19 protein-coding genes, 1 tRNA gene and 1 pseudogene are annotated in these 18,214 nt (G+C 65.0%); 18 read left to right on the forward strand and 3 right to left on the reverse strand.

The window, feature by feature from the left end; all coding sequences use genetic code 11:
• A pseudogene (locus RMO25_RS07170) lies at positions 1-1,568 on the forward strand (helicase-related protein); the annotation flags it as partial.
• 4 nt (positions 1,569-1,572) lie between these two features.
• Here the strand turns inward: RMO25_RS07170 and RMO25_RS07175 are convergent.
• Together RMO25_RS07175 and RMO25_RS07180 are read right to left on the reverse strand one after the other, a co-directional pair.
• Positions 1,573-2,028: a hypothetical protein gene (locus RMO25_RS07175; RefSeq protein ID WP_309661917.1), complete on the reverse strand. Its 456-nt coding sequence runs from the start codon at positions 2,026-2,028 to the stop codon at positions 1,573-1,575.
• A 141-nt stretch (positions 2,029-2,169) separates the two neighbouring features.
• Positions 2,170-2,619, reverse strand: coding sequence for a hypothetical protein (locus RMO25_RS07180; protein WP_309661918.1), 450 nt, complete (start codon positions 2,617-2,619; stop codon positions 2,170-2,172).
• Between the two features lie 186 nt (positions 2,620-2,805).
• Here RMO25_RS07180 and RMO25_RS07185 point away from each other — a divergent pair, with 186 nt between their 5' ends.
• The 9 genes from RMO25_RS07185 to hslU all read left to right on the forward strand — a co-directional run bounded on the left by RMO25_RS07185 (position 2,806) and on the right by hslU (position 9,008).
• Positions 2,806-3,471 (forward strand): SMI1/KNR4 family protein, encoded by a 666-nt coding sequence (locus RMO25_RS07185; RefSeq protein WP_309661919.1) that lies wholly within the window; start codon positions 2,806-2,808, stop codon positions 3,469-3,471.
• Between the two features lie 12 nt (positions 3,472-3,483).
• Complete coding sequence (locus RMO25_RS07190) at positions 3,484-3,624, forward strand: hypothetical protein (protein WP_309661920.1); 141 nt, start codon at positions 3,484-3,486, stop codon at positions 3,622-3,624.
• A gap of 204 nt (positions 3,625-3,828) precedes the next feature.
• The gene (locus tag RMO25_RS07195; protein ID WP_309661921.1) at positions 3,829-4,392 is read left to right on the forward strand and encodes a glycosyl hydrolase 108 family protein; all 564 of its coding nucleotides are present in this window, start codon (positions 3,829-3,831) and stop codon (positions 4,390-4,392) included.
• Positions 4,389-4,814: a hypothetical protein gene (locus RMO25_RS07200; protein WP_309661922.1), complete on the forward strand. Its 426-nt coding sequence runs from the start codon at positions 4,389-4,391 to the stop codon at positions 4,812-4,814. Before RMO25_RS07195 ends, RMO25_RS07200 begins: the two co-directional genes overlap by 4 nt.
• Positions 4,811-5,356, forward strand: a complete 546-nt coding sequence (locus RMO25_RS07205) for a hypothetical protein (protein ID WP_309661923.1) — start codon at positions 4,811-4,813, stop codon at positions 5,354-5,356. Before RMO25_RS07200 ends, RMO25_RS07205 begins: the two co-directional genes overlap by 4 nt.
• 144 nt (positions 5,357-5,500) lie before the next feature.
• Entirely contained in the window at positions 5,501-6,370 is an 870-nt protein-coding gene (locus RMO25_RS07210; protein ID WP_309661924.1) for an alpha/beta hydrolase, read from the forward strand.
• A complete protein-coding gene (locus RMO25_RS07215; protein WP_309661925.1) occupies positions 6,367-6,963 on the forward strand; it encodes a TMEM175 family protein in 597 nt (198 codons plus the stop codon). Before RMO25_RS07210 ends, RMO25_RS07215 begins: the two co-directional genes overlap by 4 nt.
• 59 nt (positions 6,964-7,022) lie before the next feature.
• The gene (gene hslV / locus RMO25_RS07220) at positions 7,023-7,577 is read left to right on the forward strand and encodes an ATP-dependent protease subunit HslV (RefSeq protein WP_309661926.1); all 555 of its coding nucleotides are present in this window, start codon (positions 7,023-7,025) and stop codon (positions 7,575-7,577) included.
• A 135-nt stretch (positions 7,578-7,712) separates the two neighbouring features.
• The gene (gene hslU, locus RMO25_RS07225) at positions 7,713-9,008 is read left to right on the forward strand and encodes an ATP-dependent protease ATPase subunit HslU (RefSeq protein WP_309661927.1); all 1,296 of its coding nucleotides are present in this window, start codon (positions 7,713-7,715) and stop codon (positions 9,006-9,008) included.
• Here hslU and RMO25_RS07230 read toward each other — a convergent pair.
• Positions 9,005-9,691 carry a TIGR02117 family protein gene (locus RMO25_RS07230; protein WP_309661928.1) on the reverse strand — a complete coding sequence of 229 codons (687 nt, stop codon included), beginning with the start codon at positions 9,689-9,691 and terminating at the stop codon, positions 9,005-9,007. The two genes, hslU and RMO25_RS07230, sit on opposite strands and share 4 nt — an antisense overlap.
• A gap of 100 nt (positions 9,692-9,791) precedes the next feature.
• Between RMO25_RS07230 and RMO25_RS07235 the strand changes: the two genes are divergently transcribed.
• The 8 genes from RMO25_RS07235 to ligA all read left to right on the forward strand — a co-directional run bounded on the left by RMO25_RS07235 (position 9,792) and on the right by ligA (position 18,157).
• Positions 9,792-9,868: transfer RNA gene (locus tag RMO25_RS07235), tRNA-Pro, on the forward strand.
• Between the two features lie 29 nt (positions 9,869-9,897).
• Positions 9,898-10,233 (forward strand): preprotein translocase subunit YajC, encoded by a 336-nt coding sequence (gene yajC / locus RMO25_RS07240; RefSeq protein ID WP_309661929.1) that lies wholly within the window; start codon positions 9,898-9,900, stop codon positions 10,231-10,233.
• Entirely contained in the window at positions 10,233-11,825 is a 1,593-nt protein-coding gene (secD, locus tag RMO25_RS07245) for a protein translocase subunit SecD (protein WP_309661930.1), read from the forward strand. The genes yajC and secD overlap by 1 nt, the downstream gene beginning before the upstream one ends.
• Positions 11,826-11,834: 9 nt before the next feature.
• Positions 11,835-12,788: a protein translocase subunit SecF gene (gene secF, locus RMO25_RS07250; protein WP_309661931.1), complete on the forward strand. Its 954-nt coding sequence runs from the start codon at positions 11,835-11,837 to the stop codon at positions 12,786-12,788.
• Positions 12,789-12,893: 105 nt separating this feature from the next.
• A complete protein-coding gene (locus tag RMO25_RS07255) occupies positions 12,894-13,682 on the forward strand; it encodes an outer membrane protein assembly factor BamD (protein WP_309661932.1) in 789 nt (262 codons plus the stop codon).
• A gap of 74 nt (positions 13,683-13,756) precedes the next feature.
• Positions 13,757-15,409 carry a DNA repair protein RecN gene (recN, locus tag RMO25_RS07260; RefSeq protein ID WP_309661933.1) on the forward strand — a complete coding sequence of 551 codons (1,653 nt, stop codon included), beginning with the start codon at positions 13,757-13,759 and terminating at the stop codon, positions 15,407-15,409.
• Positions 15,406-16,119 (forward strand): dienelactone hydrolase family protein, encoded by a 714-nt coding sequence (locus RMO25_RS07265; protein WP_309661934.1) that lies wholly within the window; start codon positions 15,406-15,408, stop codon positions 16,117-16,119. The genes recN and RMO25_RS07265 overlap by 4 nt, the downstream gene beginning before the upstream one ends.
• A gap of 1 nt (position 16,120) precedes the next feature.
• A complete protein-coding gene (ligA, locus tag RMO25_RS07270) occupies positions 16,121-18,157 on the forward strand; it encodes an NAD-dependent DNA ligase LigA (RefSeq protein ID WP_309661935.1) in 2,037 nt (678 codons plus the stop codon).
• Positions 18,158-18,214 lie beyond the last annotated feature (57 nt).

The raw sequence follows: 18,214 nt of genomic DNA on the forward strand, positions 1-18,214 counted from the left end.
GCAGTACAAGCGCAACGATGCTGCATTCGCGCGCGGCAATTTTCGAGTCCGCGGCGACAGCCTGGAGATCTTCCCGTCGCACTATGAGGACACCGCCTGGCGGATCGCTTTCTTCGGCGACGAGATCGAGGACATCGTCGAATTCGACCCGCTGACCGGCAAGAAGGTCGTCGTTCGACACGATCAAAGTCTACGCCAACTCGCATTATGTGACGCCCGGGCCGACCTTGAAACAGGCGATGGAGGCGATCCGCCACGAGCTTGCCGAGCGCTTGAAAGAGCTGGAGGCGGAAGGGCGGCTGCTCGAATTGCAGCGGCTCGAACAGCGAACCAACTTCGACCTGGAGATGATTGCCGCCACCGGCAGCTGCGCCGGGATCGAAAATTACTCGCGCTTCCTGACCGGCCGGCTGCCCGGCGAGCCGCCGCCGACCTTGTTCGAATATCTGCCCGACAACGCCTTGCTGTTCGTCGACGAAAGTCACCAGACGGTGCCGCAGATCGGCGCCATGGCCAAGGGCGACCACCGCCGCAAAATCACGCTCGCCGAATATGGCTTCAGGCTGCCAAGCTGCATCGATAACCGGCCGCTGCGGTTCAACGAATGGGACGCGATGCGGCCGCAGACGACCTTCCTGTCGGCGACGCCGGGGCCGTGGGAAATGAACGCCACCGACGGCGTGTTCAGCGAGCAGGTGATCCGACCGACCGGGCTGATCGACCCGCCGGTCGAGATCAAGCCGGTCGAGGACCAGGTCGATGATCTCGTCAATGAAGCGAAAAAGGTCGCCAAGGCCGGCTATCGGACCTTGGTGACGACGCTGACCAAGCGGATGGCCGAGGATCTGACCGAATATCTGCACGAGGCGGGATTACGCGTCCGCTACATGCATAGCGACGTCGAGACGCTGGAGCGGATTGAGCTGATCCGTGAGCTTCGTCTTGGCGTTTACGACGTGCTGGTCGGGATCAACTTGCTGCGCGAGGGGCTGGATATTCCAGAGTGCGGGCTGGTTGCGATCCTCGACGCCGACAAGGAGGGTTTCCTGCGGTCCGAAACGTCATTGATCCAGACCATCGGCCGAGCGGCACGCAACATCGACGGGCGGGTGATTCTTTACGCCGACACTATCACCGGGTCGATCGAGCGGGCGCTCAACGAAACCGACCGGCGGCGCGAAAAGCAGCTCGCTTACAATCAAGCACATGGCATCACGCCCGAAAGCATCAAGCGCAACATCAGCGATATCATGGCGCACCTCGCCAACCGCGACGGGGTGACGGTCGACACCGGCGACGAGGGGCGTCCGCATCTCGTCGGCCACAACCTCAAGGCCTACATCGCCGACCTCGAGAGCCGGATGCGCAACGCCGCCGCCGATCTCGAGTTCGAAGAAGCGGCGCAGCTGCGCGACGAGATCCGCCGACTGGAGGAGGACGACCTCGGCATCCCCCACCCCCAACGCGCCGCCCCGCGCGGCCCGACCCGCTCCAGCGAAGGTAAGCCAGGGACCAGGAAGGGCCGGTTTGGGAAAACTCAGCGCACGCGGTTTGGCGGGTCGCGGTAAGGCCCTATCGAAGCACGCCTTGCCGCTGCATCGCCCGGGCATAAAGGAACAAAGCGGCGGCGATCGCGATGATTACGTAGGGCATCGCCTTGGACATCATGTCGTCGGCGCCGGCGAGCGGCGGGGCGGCGACGATCTGGTAGCCGAGGCCGAGAATGGCGCCGACCAGCGACAGGCCCATGCCCCAGACCGCCCAACGGCTGCGCAGGAGGAGGAGGATCGCGCCGGCGAGGCCGCCCCAGACGCCCAGGCCCCAGCCGAATTGCGCCCAGATCGGGAAGCCGTCGACCCAGGCGAGCATGGCGTTAGGATCGACGCTCGGCATCATTTTGGCCAGATAATCGGTGTTGTGCAGGCGTGTCATCAGATAGTCGTAGCAGCCAAACACGTTCCACAGCGTCGCTAGTCCGCCAACGATCCACAAGTGCATCGGCACGCGCGCTTGTCCGGTGTTTTCCATGGCGTTCCCCCTTCCATTCGTGGCAGCATTTAGTGCTGCCGGCCAACGCGGAACGGGCCGGACGACGTTCGGTCGGTCCGGCGGGGGAAAGTGGCGACAACGCGGAATCGAAGTCAAGCGCGCTGTTCGGCGGCGGTGCAGCTAGGTGAGCTCGCCGAGCAATCCCCGGCTTTGCAAGCCGCGAGCGTAGAGAAACAAACCAATGGCGACGGCCCAGGCGAGGAGCATCTTCAGCAACATGTTGGTGGTGGTGTAATCCGCCGGCGGCGCCGACAGCAGGAATTGATAAACGGTCGTCACCAACAGCCCGACGAGTGACAGCGCCAACAGCGATACCGCGTGCTTGCTGCGGGCCAGCAGCAGCAGCGAGCCCGCAAGTCCGCTCCACACCCCCAAGGCCCAGAATGCCACGTACCAGGCCGGCATGCTCAGCAAATAGTGCGTCACATCGGGGCCGTAATTGGCGAGATAGGCCGGGTTGGCGGTGACCGTCATGGCGAAGTCGAACCCGCTGAAACCGTTCCACAAAATGCCGAGTAAGCCAATCACCCAAAGGTGCACCGGCGCGGTGGCGCGAGTGGCATCGTCCATTGCGTTCCCCCTCCATGATCGCGGCGGCTGTGGTGCCGCCAGCCAACGCATCACGGGTCGGATGGTCCAAGAGCCGGTCCGGCAATGGGAAGAGGCGGCAATGGTAAATCGAAGTCAAGCGCAACTGTTCAGCGGCTTTTTACCGGATAAGACTAGGCCGTCATTCGATTCGCGCGGAGCTGGCACATGGGCACGGATAAACTCGACGACACGCTGGTGGCGCGGCTCAAGGCGCGCGCTGCTGATCCCGACCGCCGCACCAACGCCAGCGGCATTGGTTCGCAAGCGGTCGATCTCGGCTCGCTGCTTGGCCAGATCGGCGGGCAAGGGGCGGCGTTGCAGGGCTTCATGGGCCAGTTCGCCGACGTCATGAAGGGTTTCGGTGTCGTCAGCCCAATGCCGGTCGGCGATCGGGCGACCGGCCGCGACTCCACCCCGCTGCCGCCACCGGCGACCGCCGAGCAATTGATGGCGGCCGAAGTCGCGCTGGGGTTCGCGATCCCGGGCGCGCTTCGCCAGCTCTATCTCGAAATTGGCAATGGCGGCTTTGGGCCGGGCGACGGGCTCTATTCGCTCGATGAGCTTGCCGGCCAGTATAAGGACATGACCGACGAACCGTTCGGCCCGCAAGGCCAAGCCTGGCCAGCCAATCTTCTTGCCATTTGCCATGACGATCCGGGCGAGATTTGCGTCGACCGCGATAGCGGCGCGGTGATTTTCTGGGATCCGGAAGAGATTGAAGGCGCCAGCGACAAATATTGGCAGCGTTCGTTCAAGCAGGACGCCGCCGGCATCGGCGAGCTGTTTGAAAAATGGCTCGGTGCGCCGACGGCGATGGAGAGGATGCGGTAAAGCACGGACGACATGATGCGCGATCCGCTGGGCACGCACGTTCGCAATCTGATCGAATCGTACGGAAGATTGAGTCCGGCGGAGCGCGCCGCGCAAGGATTGCCCGACGAGGGTTGGGAGGACGAGGTTCGTCGCCGCTTCGGCAAGGTCTAGCGCGGCGCTTACCCTCGTCTTGGTCTTCCCGGCGCTTTCCCGATCGAGGTGCTCGAGATCGTCCCAGACGAGAATGTCGTCCGCAATAGGAAAGCCAGCGCAGGTGTGGCCCCGATTTCGTCATCAGGTCGATTTCATTTTTCTACAGCTAACCTATGTGGTTATTATCGCGCGACTCGGAGTAATCGGGTCGGGAGAAGCGAAGTGGACCAGGCGGGAAGTGCGATCGACCGGCTAATCGAGGAGTTGATTGAGCGCGAGGGTGGCTACGTCAATCATCCCGACGACAAGGGCGGGCCGACCCGGTTCGGGATCACCGAGGCGGTGGCGCGCGCGCACGGTTATTCGGGCGCGATGGCCTTGTTGCCGCGCGACGAGGCGGCGGCGATTTATAAGCGACTTTATTGGCTGCGCCCGCGGTTCGACGAGCTCGCCAAGCGCGCGCCGCAGGTCGCCGCCGAGCTGTTCGACACCGGCGCCAACATGGGCCCGGCGGTGGCGACGACCTTCCTGCAGCGGGCGCTGACCGCACTCAATCGCAACGGCAAGGATTATTCCGACCTGGTGCCGGATGGCCGCGCCGGACCACGCACGCTGGCGGCGCTCGACGCGTTTCTCGGCGTGCGCGGCAAGAGCGACGGCGAGGCCGTGCTGCGGCGCGCGCTGGAAGCTTTGCAAGGCGAGCGCTATCTGCTACTGGCCGAGCGCCGGCCGGCCAATGAAGCCTTTCTCTACGGCTGGCTTGCGAACCGGACGGGTTCCAAGTGAGCCGCATTCGCGCCCTCTTCAAATGGCTATTGGGGGCGCCGACGCTGCTCGACCTGACCGAGGCCGAGCGGCGCACGCTGATGACCTGGGGCATGCTTGGCGGGATGGTCGCGCTGACCTGCACGCTGCTGTGGATCGTCCACACCGCCGACGGCCATTTCGACCGCAACGGCCTGGCCCCGGTCCAAATGGCGATCGTCGGCGGGCTGTTTGATGTCGCATATGCGGTGATCGGCCTGTCGGCGCTGCTGGCGGTGGGTATGGTGGCGATCGCGCGGGGCGGATCGATGGAAGCGCGGCTGTCGCGCGACGGCGTCAGCATCTCCTTGAGCGCGGACGGCGCGGCCGCAGCCAAAGCGGCGGCGCAATTGGGCACCATTGTCGTCCCGCCAGCGGCCGCGCAAGCGGAGCAACCGGCATGATCCCGCGCATCCTCAACCTTCAGGGCATGCTTGGCATCGTCGCTTCGCTGCTGCTGCTCGGCTTGTCCATCGTGAAGGCCGGCGAAGCCCGCCATTGGCACAAGCAATCCGGCCGCTTCGAGCAATTGTATCAAGGCGAGCAAAGCGCGCGAGCGCAGACGATCGCCAATTACCGCGCCGCCGCCGCAACCGCGCGGGCCGCTGACGTCGTCAACGCCGGCCGGGTCGCCGCGGCCCAGCGCAATATCTCTGAAAGGACCGCCAATGACTTCGAAATTCGGCTGGCTGATGCTCGCGCTCGGGCTCAGCGCCTGCAGCTCGCCCAGCCAGCGCCCGCAACCGCTGGCGGCATTGGCCGAACAGCGGCTGTGCCCGCCGCCGGCGCAACCTCCGGCGCGACTGGTCGTGCCGCCGAAGAAGACGGATTTCCTGTCGCCGACCGGCTCCTCGCCACCGAAGAAGCCATCCAGCTCGACGAACTGATCAAGTGGGTGAAGGCCCAGTCGGCGATCGACAACGGCAGTGCGGCCACGACCCATTAGCCGTCGCGTCGCGTGGCGGTCGTTGTTCGGCGGTGGCTGCTTGCGCTACAACCGCCCGAACGAGCAATTGAAGGGCGCCGAGCGATCGTCAACAACCACCAGCGCCGCAGCGGCCGGAGGCAATGGCTAAGCCGGCGCGGCGCGATGGCGGGTGCCGGGACGGCGGCCGTCGCGCTTGCTTTGCTGCTCGGCTGCACGCCGGTTGGCCTGCTCAACGGCATCAGCCGGATCGCGCCCAGCGGCGATGCGGTCGAACTCGCGGCCAGCGGCGTACCCTATGGACCCAATCCCCGGCTGAAACTCGACGTCTGGGTGCCAAGTACCCGCCACCCGGGCAAGGCGTTGCCGGTGGTGCTGTTCTTCTACGGCGGCGGCTGGGTCGCTGGCGAGCGCGGCGACTATGGCTTTGCCGGTCGCGCCTTTGCCGGTCAGGGCTTCGTCGCCATAGTCCCCGATTACCGGCTGGTGCCCGATGTGCGGTTCCCGAACTTCATCGAGGATGGCGCGCTGGCGGTGAAATGGGCCCGCGCTCATGCGGCTGAGTTTGGCGGCGATCCCGCCAGGATCACGCTCGCCGGTCATTCGGCGGGCAGCTACATCGGTGCGATGATCGCGCTCGATCGCCATTATCTCGTCGCTGCCGGGGTTGATCCCCACATCATTCGCGCCGCCGCCTTTCTGTCCGGGCCCTATGACTTCTATCCGTTCACCGAGCAGCGCGGGCGCGATGCGCTGGGTAATTGGCCGCGGCCGAGCGAAACCCAGCCAATCAGCTTCGTCCGGCGCGACGCGCCGCCCATGCTGCTGGTCACGGGGACCGCCGACACCGTGGTTCGCCCATACAACAGCGAACATCTCGCCGCCGCGCTGGCCAAGGCCGGAGCGACGGTCGAGCTCAAACGCTATATCGGGCGCAGCCACGTCGACACGGTCAAGGCGCTGTCGCCGATTTTCCGCCGTTCGAACCCGGCGCTGGCCGACAGCGTCGCGTTCCTCAAGGCCCATTCGCAATGAAGCCCGACCGCCTCAATGCGCTGACCGACGGGGTGGTGGCGATCGCCATCACGATCATCGTGCTCGAGCTGCCGCTGCCTCCCGAGCCGACCTTCGCCGGCCTGCGGGCGGTGTCGCCGATGCTGCTCGCTTATCTGTTCAGCTTCATCAACATTGGCATCTTCTGGAACAACCATCACCACGTGCTCAGCACGGCGACGCATGTCGACGGGCGGGTGCTGTGGGCCAATCTCGCGCTATTATTCTTCCTGTCGCTGATGCCGTTCGTCATCCGCTGGACGGGTGAGGCGGGTTTCTCGGCCTTGCCGACCGCAGCGTACGGCATGGTGGTGGCCGGGGCTGCGCTGTCTTATCAGCTGCTCGAGGCAGCGATCATCCGCCTCCACGGACGCGACGGCGCGCTCGCCAAGGCGGTCGGCGGCGATGTGAAGGCGAAGCTTTCGGCGCTCGGCTATCTTGCCGGGATCGGGCTTGCCTTCGTCGATCCGCGGCTGTCGCTTGCCATCTACGTCGCGATCGCGATTGTCTGGCTGGTCCCCGATCCGCGGATCGAGCGGCAGCATATCGCCGAGCATCGCGGCGAGCGGCCCTAGCCCGCAAGCTTGCAAGCCCGCCGCCCGCTACCCACCTTTGCCGACGAAGGAGCGGGCATTTGGAAAGCTGGCACGGAACAACCATCCTCGGGGTGAAGACAGGCGGCCGCACGGTGATTGCCGGCGACGGCCAGGTGAGCCTCGGCAATACGGTGATCAAGCCCAACGCCAAGAAAGTGCGGCGATTGGGCGCGGACGAGAAAGTCATCGGCGGGTTCGCCGGTGCGACCGCCGACGCGTTCACGCTGTTCGAGCGGCTGGAAAAGAAGCTCGAGCAATATAACGGCCAGCTGATGCGCGCCGCGGTCGAGCTCGCCAAGGATTGGCGGACCGACAAATATCTCCGCCAGCTGGAGGCGATGATGATCGTCGCCGACGCCGAGGTGATGCTGATCCTAACCGGCAACGGCGACGTGCTCGAACCCGAGGGCGGCATTGCGGCGATCGGGTCGGGCGGCAATTATGCGCTCGCCGCAGCCAAGGCTCTGGTCGATTACGAACAGGATCCCGAAGTCCTCGCCCGCCGCGCGATGCAGATTGCGTCGGAAGTCTGCGTGTTCACCAACGACCGGCTGACCATCGAAAGCGTCGAGTCTTCCTCCCCTCCCTCATGAGGGAGGGGATTGAGGGGTGGGTGCGAGCGAAGCGAGCATTGGCCCCGAAGCAGTTAAGCGAAGTCGACGGCATCGAGCCGCCGTCTGCGCCACCCACCCCCAGCCCCTCCCTTGAACGGGAGGGGAGGAGATAGAATGAACGACCAACTTACCCCCAAGGCGATCGTCGCCGCATTGGACGAGCATATCGTCGGGCAGGACGACGCCAAGAAAGCCGTCGCGGTGGCGCTGCGCAATCGCTGGCGGCGGCAGCAATTGTCGCCCGAGCTGCGCGAGGAAGTGACGCCCAAGAACATCCTGATGATCGGGCCGACGGGCTGCGGCAAGACCGAGATCAGCCGGCGACTGGCCAAGCTGGCCGACGCGCCGTTCGTCAAGGTCGAGGCGACCAAGTTCACCGAAGTCGGCTATGTCGGCCGCGACGTCGAGCAGATCGCCCGCGACCTCGTCGAGGAAGCCGTGCGGCTGGAGCGCGAGCGGCGGCGCACTTCGGTCAAGGCGGCGGCCGAGGATGCGGCGATGGAGAAATTGCTCGACGCGCTGACCGGCAAGGGATCGAGCGAGGCGACCCGCGCCAGCTTCCGGCAGCGCTTCACCGACGGCAGCCTCGCCACCGCCGAAGTCGAGATCGAAGTCGAGGAAGAATCTTCGATGCCGTTCGAAATCCCCGGCATGGGCGCCCAGGTCTTCGATTTGAAATCGATGATGGGCAAGGCGATGGGCCAAGCCCCCAAGAAGCGGCGCAAGCTCAAGGTACCCGACGCATTCGCCCGGTTGACCGAGGAAGAAGCCGACAAGCGCATCGACCCCGACGACATCAACCGCGTCGCGCTCGCCGACGCGGAAGCCAATGGCATCGTCTTTTTGGACGAAATCGACAAGATCGCGGTCAGCGACGTGCGCGGCGGATCGGTCAGCCGCGAAGGTGTCCAGCGCGACCTGCTGCCGCTGATCGAGGGCACCACGGTCGCGACCAAATACGGGCCGTTGAAGACCGACCACATGCTGTTCATCGCCTCGGGCGCGTTTCATCAGTCGAAGCCCGCCGACCTGCTGCCCGAACTCCAGGGGCGGCTGCCGATCAGGGTCGAATTGAAAGCGCTGACGCAGGCCGATTTCGTCCGCATTCTGTCGGCGACGCGGGCCAGCTTGACCGAGCAATATCAGGCGCTGCTGGCGACCGAGAATGTGACCGTCAATTTCACCGACGACGGCATCGAGTCGCTGGCCCGGATTGCCGCCGAAGTGAATGAGTCGCTCGAAAATATCGGTGCGCGGCGGTTGCAAACGGTGATGGAGAAACTGCTCGAAGACATCAGCTTCACCGCCGAAGACCGCGGTGGCGAAACGCTGACCGTCGATGCGGCGTTCGTCGACCAGCAGCTAGCGAGCATCGCCAGGAACGCCGATTTGTCTAGGTACGTGCTTTAGGGTGTCTCCCGATAGCGCCACACCAGGCCCTGGACAAACGGAGGCCACAGGCTGGTTTTGACGCCTGCGAGGCGGAGGCGGTCGGCGATCCAGCTGTTGCACGTGCGGATCGCGCTCGCCTTGCCCGTCGCGCGGTAAAAAGCATCGGTCGGGCCGTAGCCGGGGTGGGTGAGGTGTTGCGATCGGCCACGGACATCGAGCGCGAAGTCCGAGCGGATCGCCGCCCACAGCCGGCGGTATTCCTCGGGCCGCAGGCGGATGGCGCGCACCGCGTAGCCCGGATTGTCGACCCATTCGACGTGCATCACCCGCCGGCCGCCGACCAGCCCCGACCAGATCGTCTTTGGCTTGATGTCGCGCCACCGCGGTGTTTCGAGATAGACGCGCTCCTCGCCCGATCCGAACGCCACCCAGCGCGCGGCGGGGTCGGGCGCGGCGAAATCGCGCTGCGGCACCAACGGATGCCAATCGAGCCCCGCGGCCGCCGCCGGCAAGATGAGGTCGCTGTGGATGCCGTTGTCGGCCAGGTAAATGGTGACGCCCTGGTCGGGCTCTTGCCAACCGCGATTGACCGGTATCAGTGAGCCCAACAGCGCCGCGAGCAAATAAAGGGCGGGGATTGCCGCCAGTGTCAGTACCGCCCGGCCTAGCCATCGCTGCGAATTTTGCCGTCGCCGTGCCACTCGACCTCCTGCTTGCGCCTTGCCTTGAGAGGCCCGGCTGACTAGATGCCCCGTCGCCGCCCCTACGGATGTCCCCGGACATTCTAAAGCGGCAAACGGTCGGGGCGTAGCGCAGCCTGGTAGCGCATCACACTGGGGGTGTGGGGGTCGCTGGTTCGAATCCAGTCGCCCCGACCATCCCGTCCATTGGAAAGTCGGCGTCCTTTATGTCCACCACCTCGCTCCTGATGCAGAGCACCGCCATGTCGCCCAACAGCCCGTCCGGGATTCTGGTCGGGATCATGCCATGGCTGCTGATCTTCGTGATCTTTTATCTGCTGATGATTCGCCCGCAGCAAAAGCGGGTGAAGGAGCATGCAGCGACCATCGCCGCGGTCAAGAAGGGCGATGACGTGATCACTGGCGGCGGCATCCGCGGCCGGGTTACAAAGGTGATGGACGACGAAGCCGAGGTCGAAATCGCCAACGGCGTCAAGGTCCGAGTGATCAAGTCGACGCTGAGCCAGGTGGTCCGGCCGAATACCAAGCCGGCCAACGACTGATGCTCGAATTCCAACGGTGGAAAGTCTGGCTGATTTCGCTGGTCATCGCGGCCGGCGTATTATTTTCCATCCCCAGCCTGATTTCCGGAACGTCGCTCGCCAGCCAATGGCCGGCCTGGTTGCCGCACGCGAAAATCAACCTCGGGCTCGATCTCGCTGGCGGTAGCCATTTGCTGCTCGAGGCCGACGCCGCCGATGCAGTTAAGCAGCGCCTGCAGTCGATGGAGGATTCGGTCACGACCGAGCTGCGGCGCGATCCGAGGATCGAGATCGGCGATGTGTCGACGACCGGCGGACGATTGTCCTTCATGGTCCGCAATCCGACCCAGCTCGACGCCGCGGTGGAACGGATGCGCACCCTCACCCGGCCGGTCCAGCTGACCGGCAATCGCGACTGGGACGTCCAGGTCGTCGATTCGACGCGCGTCGTCCTGATCCCCACCGCCAGCGGCTCGGCCCAGGCGCTGAAGAACGCGATGAGCGTCGCCCGCGATGTTGTGCGCCGCCGCATCGATCCGGGGGGCACCAAGGAAATTACGGTCATCACCGAAGGCACCGACCGCGTCCTCGTCCAGGTTCCGGGCGTCGAGGATCCCGAAGCGCTCAAGAAGCTGATCGGCCAGACCGCCCGACTGGAATTCAAGCTGGTCGACCTGACCGCCGATCCGCAGCAGGTCGCCCAGGGGCACGCCCCGGCGGGCGCGCAGGTCCTGCCGCTGGCTGACGGAACGGGCATGATCGCGGTCAAGCGGCGGGTGATGGTCTCTGGCGAGCAATTGACCGATGCGCACCAGGACCGCGACCAGGACGGGCGTCCGGTCATTTCGATTACGTTTAACTCGGCCGGCTCGCACCGCTTTGGCCGCGTCACGCAGGAAAATGTCGGCAAGCCGTTCGCCATCATCCTCGACGACAAAGTGCTGTCGGCACCCAACATCAACGAACCGATTTTGGGCGGCAAGGCGCAAATCAGCGGCAGCTTCACGGTCGAAAGCGCCAACGCGTTGGCGATTTCCCTCGCCTCGGGCAAATTGCCGGTTAAGCTCAATGTGATCGAGGAGCGCACGGTTGGACCCGACCTCGGCAAGGATTCGATTCACAAAGGCGTCATCGCCAGCATCATCGGGACGCTGCTGGTGATCCTGTTCATGCTCGTGACCTACGGCCGCTTTGGCATCTATGCGACCGCTGCGCTGGTCGTGAACGCGTTCCTGATCCTCGGCACTATGGCAATTTTCAACGCCACCCTGACGCTGCCTGGAATCGCCGGTTTCATCCTCACCATCGGCGCCGCGGTCGATGCCAACGTGCTAATCAACGAGCGCATCCGCGAAGAAGTGCGGCGCGGGCGCAAGGTCCTCGACGCGATCGAGAACGGCTATCGCGAGGCGTTCCGGGCGATTTTCGACGCCAACGTCACCCACGTCATCTCCGCCGCCTTGATGGCCTTTTTCGGATCCGGCCCGGTGCGCGGTTTTGCCGTCGTCCTGTTGATCGGCGTCGTCACCTCGGTGTTCACCGCGGTTTACTTCACCCGGATGCTGGTGGCGCTGTGGGTTCGGCGCGCCCGTCCGCGCGTCCTTCATATCTAAGGCTGTCCGATGAAACTCCTCAAACTTGTCCCGGACAACACCAACATCGACTTCATGCGCTGGCGCAACGTCGCGCTGGTCTTGTCGATCGCGCTGACGGTCGCGTCGCTCGCCTTCACCGCCTGGCGCGGCCTCAATCTCGGCGTCGATTTCGTCGGTGGCCAGATGATTCGCACGACCTTTCCCCAACCGATCGACGTCGAGCAGCTGCGGACCCGCGTCGACCAGCTCCAGCTCGGCGAAGCCAGCATCCAGGAGTTTGGGGGTCCGAAGACCTTCCAGATTCGGCTGCCCAAGCCAGCTGGCGGGGACGCGGCCGCGAACGTTGCCGCGACCCGGGTCAAACAGTTGATTACCACCGGATATCCCGGTGCCCATGTCGATTCGGTAGATACGGTGTCGGGCAAAGTCAGTGAGGAGCTGGCGAGCAACAGCGCGCTGGCGATCGCCCTCGCGATGCTGGGCATTGCCGTTTACATCTGGTTCCGGTTTGAATGGCAGTTCGGCGTCGGCGCGCTAGTCACTTTGTCGCACGACGTAGCGATGACCCTGGGGTTCTTTGCCTTCACCCGGTTGCAGGTCGATCTGAACGTCGTTGCCGCGTTCCTCACCATCGTCGGCTATTCGCTCAACGACACAGTGGTCATTTACGATCGTATTCGCGAGGATTTACGCAAATATCGTAAAATGGCGATTCTGCCGCTCTTGAACCTGTCGCTGAATGAAACGCTGGCGCGAACCGTCGTCACGTCGCTGACCGTGCTGATTGCGCTTGGGGTGTTGATGTTGATCGGCCCCGAAGTGATTTTCGGCCTTGCCATCGCAATCTTCCTGGGCGTCCTGATCGGCACTTACTCGTCGATCTACATCTCCGCGCCGATGCTGGTATGGCTGGGGATGGAGCCCGACAGTTTCCTAAGGTCGGCCGATGAGCGTGACGCGCCTGATCCGCAGGCGGCCTGACTATCAATTTCATGAATTGCAGCGTTCATCTCAGGTTCGTCATAGCGACGCGAAGAGAAGATGCGCTGCTTGGCCTCAGCCGGGGGCCGCGCTAATGAGGATGCCATGTCAAAAATAATCCGCAGTGCCGCGATGCTTGTCGTCTGCGCAGCTATCCTTCCCGCCGCCGGTTGCGCCCGCAACAAGGCGAAGGGCGACACCGCCTATGTCGCGCGCGACGTCAACACTCTCTATGCGCTCGCCAAGCGGAGCATGGACCAGGGTCGCTACGAGGAATCGGCCAAGATGTTCGACGAAGTCGAGCGCCAGCACCCTTATTCAGTATGGGCCCGGCGGGCTCAGCTGATGAGCTCCTTCAGCTACTACCTAGCTAAAAAATACCCCGATGCAGTGAGTTCCGCGCGGCGCTTCCTCACCATCCACCCGGGCAATAAGGAAGCGCCCTACGCTCACTATCTAGTGGCGATGAGCTTTTACCAGCAGATCGCGGATGTGACTCGCGACCAGGGCATCACCCAGCAAGCCGCCGACGCCTTCGGCGAGCTCGTTCGTCGCTACCCCGAGAGCCGCTACGCCGCCGATGCGCGGTTGAAGCTCGACCTTATCAACGACCATCTGGCCGGCAAGGAAATGGAAGTTGGGCGTTTCTATCAGCGGTCAGCCAATTGGCTCGCCGCAGTCTCGCGGTTCCGCGAAGTCGTCGACAAATACCAGACCAGCAGCCACACGCCCGAAGCGCTCGAGCGCTTGGTCGAATGCTATCTAGCGCTCGGCATCCCGCTCGAGGCGCGCAAGGCGGCGGTGGTCCTGGGCGCCAACTATCCCGGCAGCCCGTGGTACAATCGCGCCTATCGGCTGATCTATTTCAAAGAGCCCAAGGGCATCCGCAGCTAGACGCCTTTTCCAGCACCCATCCGGGCGAGCAGTGGGCGATTGGCCGCACTGCACTGATCCACTAGACAGGCGCGATGCTAAGGCAACTCGCCATCAGGGACGTCGTCCTGGTCGACCGGCTCGAACTCGAGTTCGAGCCCGGCCTTGGCGTGCTCACCGGCGAGACCGGCGCCGGCAAATCGATCCTCCTGGATGCGCTCGGGCTGGCGCTTGGCGCGCGGGCCGATGCCGGGCTGGTGCGCAGCGGCGTCGAAGCCGCCTCCGTTTCCGCCGAACTGGAGATGCCACGCGACCACCCAGTCCATCTGCTGCTCGCTGAACATGGCGTCGAATGTGAAGCGGGCGAGCCGTTGTTACTGCGGCGCACGCTCAAGGCCGACGGCGGCAGCCGCGCGTTCGCCGGCGCCACTTCGGTATCCGCCGCGGTGCTGCGCGACATCGCCGCGGTCAGTATCGAGATCCACGGCCAACACGATGATCGCGGCTTGCTTAACCCTAAGGGCCACCGGCAGTTGCTCGACGCGTTCGGCCAGCTCGACGCGAGCCTAGTGGAAAAAGCGTGGGTTGGCGTTACCCAGCTCGAACGCGAACTGGGCCTAGCCCGCGCCGCCGCCGACGAAGCCATTCGCGATCGCGACTGGCTGACTCACGCCTCGGCCGAGATCGAGGCGCTGAGCCCCGAGACTGGTGAGGAAACGCGGCTGGCCGAAGAGCGGGCGGCGATGCAGGCCGGCGCCAAGGCCGGCGAGGCGCTGACCGGGCTCGACGAATTGCTCGGTGGATCGGACGGCGCGCTGGCCCAGCTGCGGCTGGCGGCACGGCGGATCGAGCGCGGCGCGACCGATCATCCGCTGCTGGCCGAGGCGCTGGCGGCGCTCGACCGGGCGCTGATCGAAGCCTGCGACGGCGAGGACAAGATCGCGCGGGCGGCCGATGCATTGGCGTTCGATCCGGCGCGGCTCGAAGCGGCCGAAGCCCGATTGTTCGACATCCGCGCGCTCGCCCGCAAGCACCGTGTCGAGGCCGATGCGCTGGCCGCGCTGGGGACAGAAATGCGCGGGCAACTGGCGCTGATCGAACAAGGCGGCGAGCGGATTGCACAGCTAGACGCCGAGTTGACGATGGCGCGCGAAACCTATGCAGGCGCGGCCGCGGCTTTGAGCGCTGCCCGGCAGGCGGCGGCCGAAACGCTTGACGCGGCGGTTGCCACCGAACTTGCCCCATTGAAGCTCGATTCGGCGAGGTTTCGTACCGCCATGGCCACGGCAGAAGCAGGGCCGTCGGGTACCGACCGGGTCGAGTTCGAGGTTTCCACCAACCCCGGCGCGCCCCTCGGCCCGCTGACCCGGATCGCCTCGGGCGGCGAATTGTCGCGCTTCATCCTCGCGCTGAAGGTCGCGCTCGCCGAGGCCGGCACGGCATCGACCATGATCTTCGACGAAATTGACCGCGGCGTCGGCGGCGCGGTCGCCAGCGCGGTCGGCGAGCGCCTGGCCAGGCTGGCGCAAAATTCGCAAGTGCTGGTAGTGACTCACTCTCCCCAGGTGGCGGCCCGCGCGACGCACCATTACCGGATCGAGAAAAGCCATGGCCCGGATGGCACCCGCACGACCGTGCGCCAACTGAATGAGCCCGAGCGGCGCGAGGAGATTGCGCGAATGCTGTCGGGCGCCTTGGTCACCGACGAAGCGCGGGCGCAAGCGGCGCGATTGATGGAGGCGGCATGACACGCGAAACACCGGTAGCTCTGCAGTTTGACGGCGAGGCGCTTGAAGGCGTGCTGGTGGCGCGGCGGGACAATGCGCGGCGGCCGGGGATCATCATCTTCCCGACCGTGATGGGGGTCTCCGAGCTCGAATTGGGTTTTGCCCGCCAGCTCGTCCATTTGGGCTATACCGGCTTTGTCGCCGACCTGTTCGGCAAGCCCTTCCACGGCGCGCCGCGCGACACCTGTTTCGGCGAATTGAAGCGCTTGCGCAGCGATCGGGCCAGCTTGCGACAGCGGCTTCTGGCCGTGCTCGAGCAGGTCCGCGAACTCGACGCCGTCGAGGCAGACCGGATTGTCGCCATCGGTTATTGCTTCGGCGGGCAGTGCGCCCTGGACCTGGCGCGGAGCGGGGTCGACATCATGGGCGTCGCCAGTTTCCACGGCCTGTTCGACCCGCCCGGCCTCGAGCCGCAGCCGATCAAGGCCAAGGTTGTCGCTTTCCACGGCTGGGATGATCCGATGGTGCCGTTCGAGGCGGTGGTGGCGCTTGGCCAGGAGCTGACCGAGGCCGGCGCCGACTGGCAGATCCACGCCTACGGCAATGTCGCTCACGGCTTCACCAACCCCGACGCGGCGAGCCTGGAGATCGACGGGGTGCGCTACAACGCCCTCGCCGCCGAGCGGTCGTGGACCAGCCTGATCAATTTCCTCGAGGAACTGTTCGGCTGAGATGGCGGGCAAACTGACCGAAGCCGAAGCGGCGGAGCGGCTGGCGTCGCTGGCGGAAGAAATCGCGCGCCACGACCGGCTGTATCACGACCAGGACCAGCCCGAGATCAGCGACGCCGACTATGACGCGCTGGTCCGCGAGAATGCGGCGCTTGAGGCGCTATATCCAAAGTTGGTGCGGGCCGATTCGCCGTCGAAGCGGCTCGGCGCGGCGCCGACGTCGTCGCTGGCCAAGGTCGCCCACGCCCGGCCGATGCTCAGCCTCGAGAATGCTTTCTCGGCAGAGGAAGTGGGTGAATTCGTTGCGCGGGTGCGGCGGTTCCTGTCGCTCCGGGCCGACGAGCCGGTGGCGATGACCGCCGAGCCCAAGATCGACGGGCTGAGCTGTTCGCTACGCTACGAGAGTGGTCAGCTGGTGCTGGCGGCGACGCGCGGCGACGGCGCGGTTGGCGAAGACGTCACCGCCAATGTGCGGACGATCGGCGACATTCCGCAACGTATCTCTGGCGCGCCCGATATCCTCGAAGTGCGCGGCGAGATATATATGTCGAAGGCCGACTTCGCCGCCCTCAACGCGCGGCAGGAACTGGCGGGCGGCAAGGTGTTCGCCAATCCGCGCAATGCGGCGGCTGGTTCGCTGCGGCAGAAGGACCCAAGCATCACTGCCGCGCGGCCACTGCGATTCCTCGCGCATGGCTGGGGGGAATTGTCCGAGCCGCTTGGCCACACCCAAGGATCGGCGATGGCGCGGCTTGCCGGTTTCGGCTTTCCGGTCAGCACCCTATTGCGCGCGGTCGAAACGATTGACGAAGCCTTGGCGCAATATGCCAGGATCGAGGCGATGCGCGCCGAGCTTCCGTTCGACATCGACGGGGTGGTCTACAAGGTCGACCGGCTCGACTGGCAGGAGCGGCTGGGCCAGGTGGCGCGGGCGCCGCGCTGGGGTTTGGCGCACAAATTCCCCGCCGAGAAGGCCGAAACCACGCTCGAGGCGATCGACATCCAGGTCGGCCGCACCGGCAAATTGACTCCGGTTGGGCGGTTGCAGCCGGTCGGGGTCGGCGGGGTGATGGTCGCCAATGTCACGCTGCACAACCGCGACGAGATCGCCCGGCTTGGGCTTCGGGTCGGCGACCGGGTGCGCATCCAGCGCGCCGGCGACGTCATTCCCCAGGTGGTCGAGAATTTGACGAGGGAGGAGAAGCGGCCAGCTTATGTGTTTCCCGATCATTGCCCCGAATGCGAATCGGAAGCAGTCGCCGAGGAAGGCGAAGTCGACGTCCGCTGCACCGGCGGGCTGATCTGCCCGGCCCAGCGGATCGAACGGCTCAAGCATTTCGTCAGCCGCGGCGCGCTCGACATTGACGGCCTGGGCGAGAAGAGCATCGTCGAATTCGTCGAACTGGGCTGGCTGCATTCGCCCGCCGATATTTTCCGCCTGCACCGGCACCGCGACGAGTTGCTGACCCGTGAGGGCTGGAAAGAGAAATCGGTCGATACTCTGTTCGCCTCAATCGACGCGCGGCGCGCGCCGGAGCCGGCGCGGTTCCTGTTCGCGCTCGGCATTCGTCATGTCGGCATCGTCTCCGCCAAGGATTTGATGCGCGCGTTCGGGACGGTCGAAGCGCTGCGGAGCGCCGCGACCGGCGACCAGGCCCAAGCCGAGCTGCCGGCGGTCGATGGTGTTGGCCCGGTGGTGGCCGAGGCGCTGGTCGATTTCTTCCACGAGCCGCACAACCGCGAGGTACTCGACGATTTGCTGTCGGAGGTCCGCCCGCAGTCGTTCGTCAGTTCGGCGCGCGCGACGGAGTGGAGCGGCAAGACCATCGTCTTCACCGGTAGCCTCGAAACCATGAGCCGCGACGAGGCCAAGGCCCAGGCCGAGCGATTGGGCGCACGCTCGGCGGGATCGGTGAGTGCGAAAACGGATTTGGTGGTAGCGGGGCCGGGCGCGGGGTCGAAACTCAAGAAAGCGGCGGAGCTTGGCGTGCGGGTGATCGATGAGGCGAAGTGGGCTCAGATTGTGGCTAGGGCTTAAGAGCTAATGCCCGTTTTGGGTGGAAAGAGGACATTGCCCTAATGCTGTGTTTCGACG

Origin of the sequence: Sphingomonas sp. (genome assembly GCF_031361285.1) — a bacterium.
Lineage (GTDB): Bacteria > Pseudomonadota > Alphaproteobacteria > Sphingomonadales > Sphingomonadaceae > Sphingomicrobium.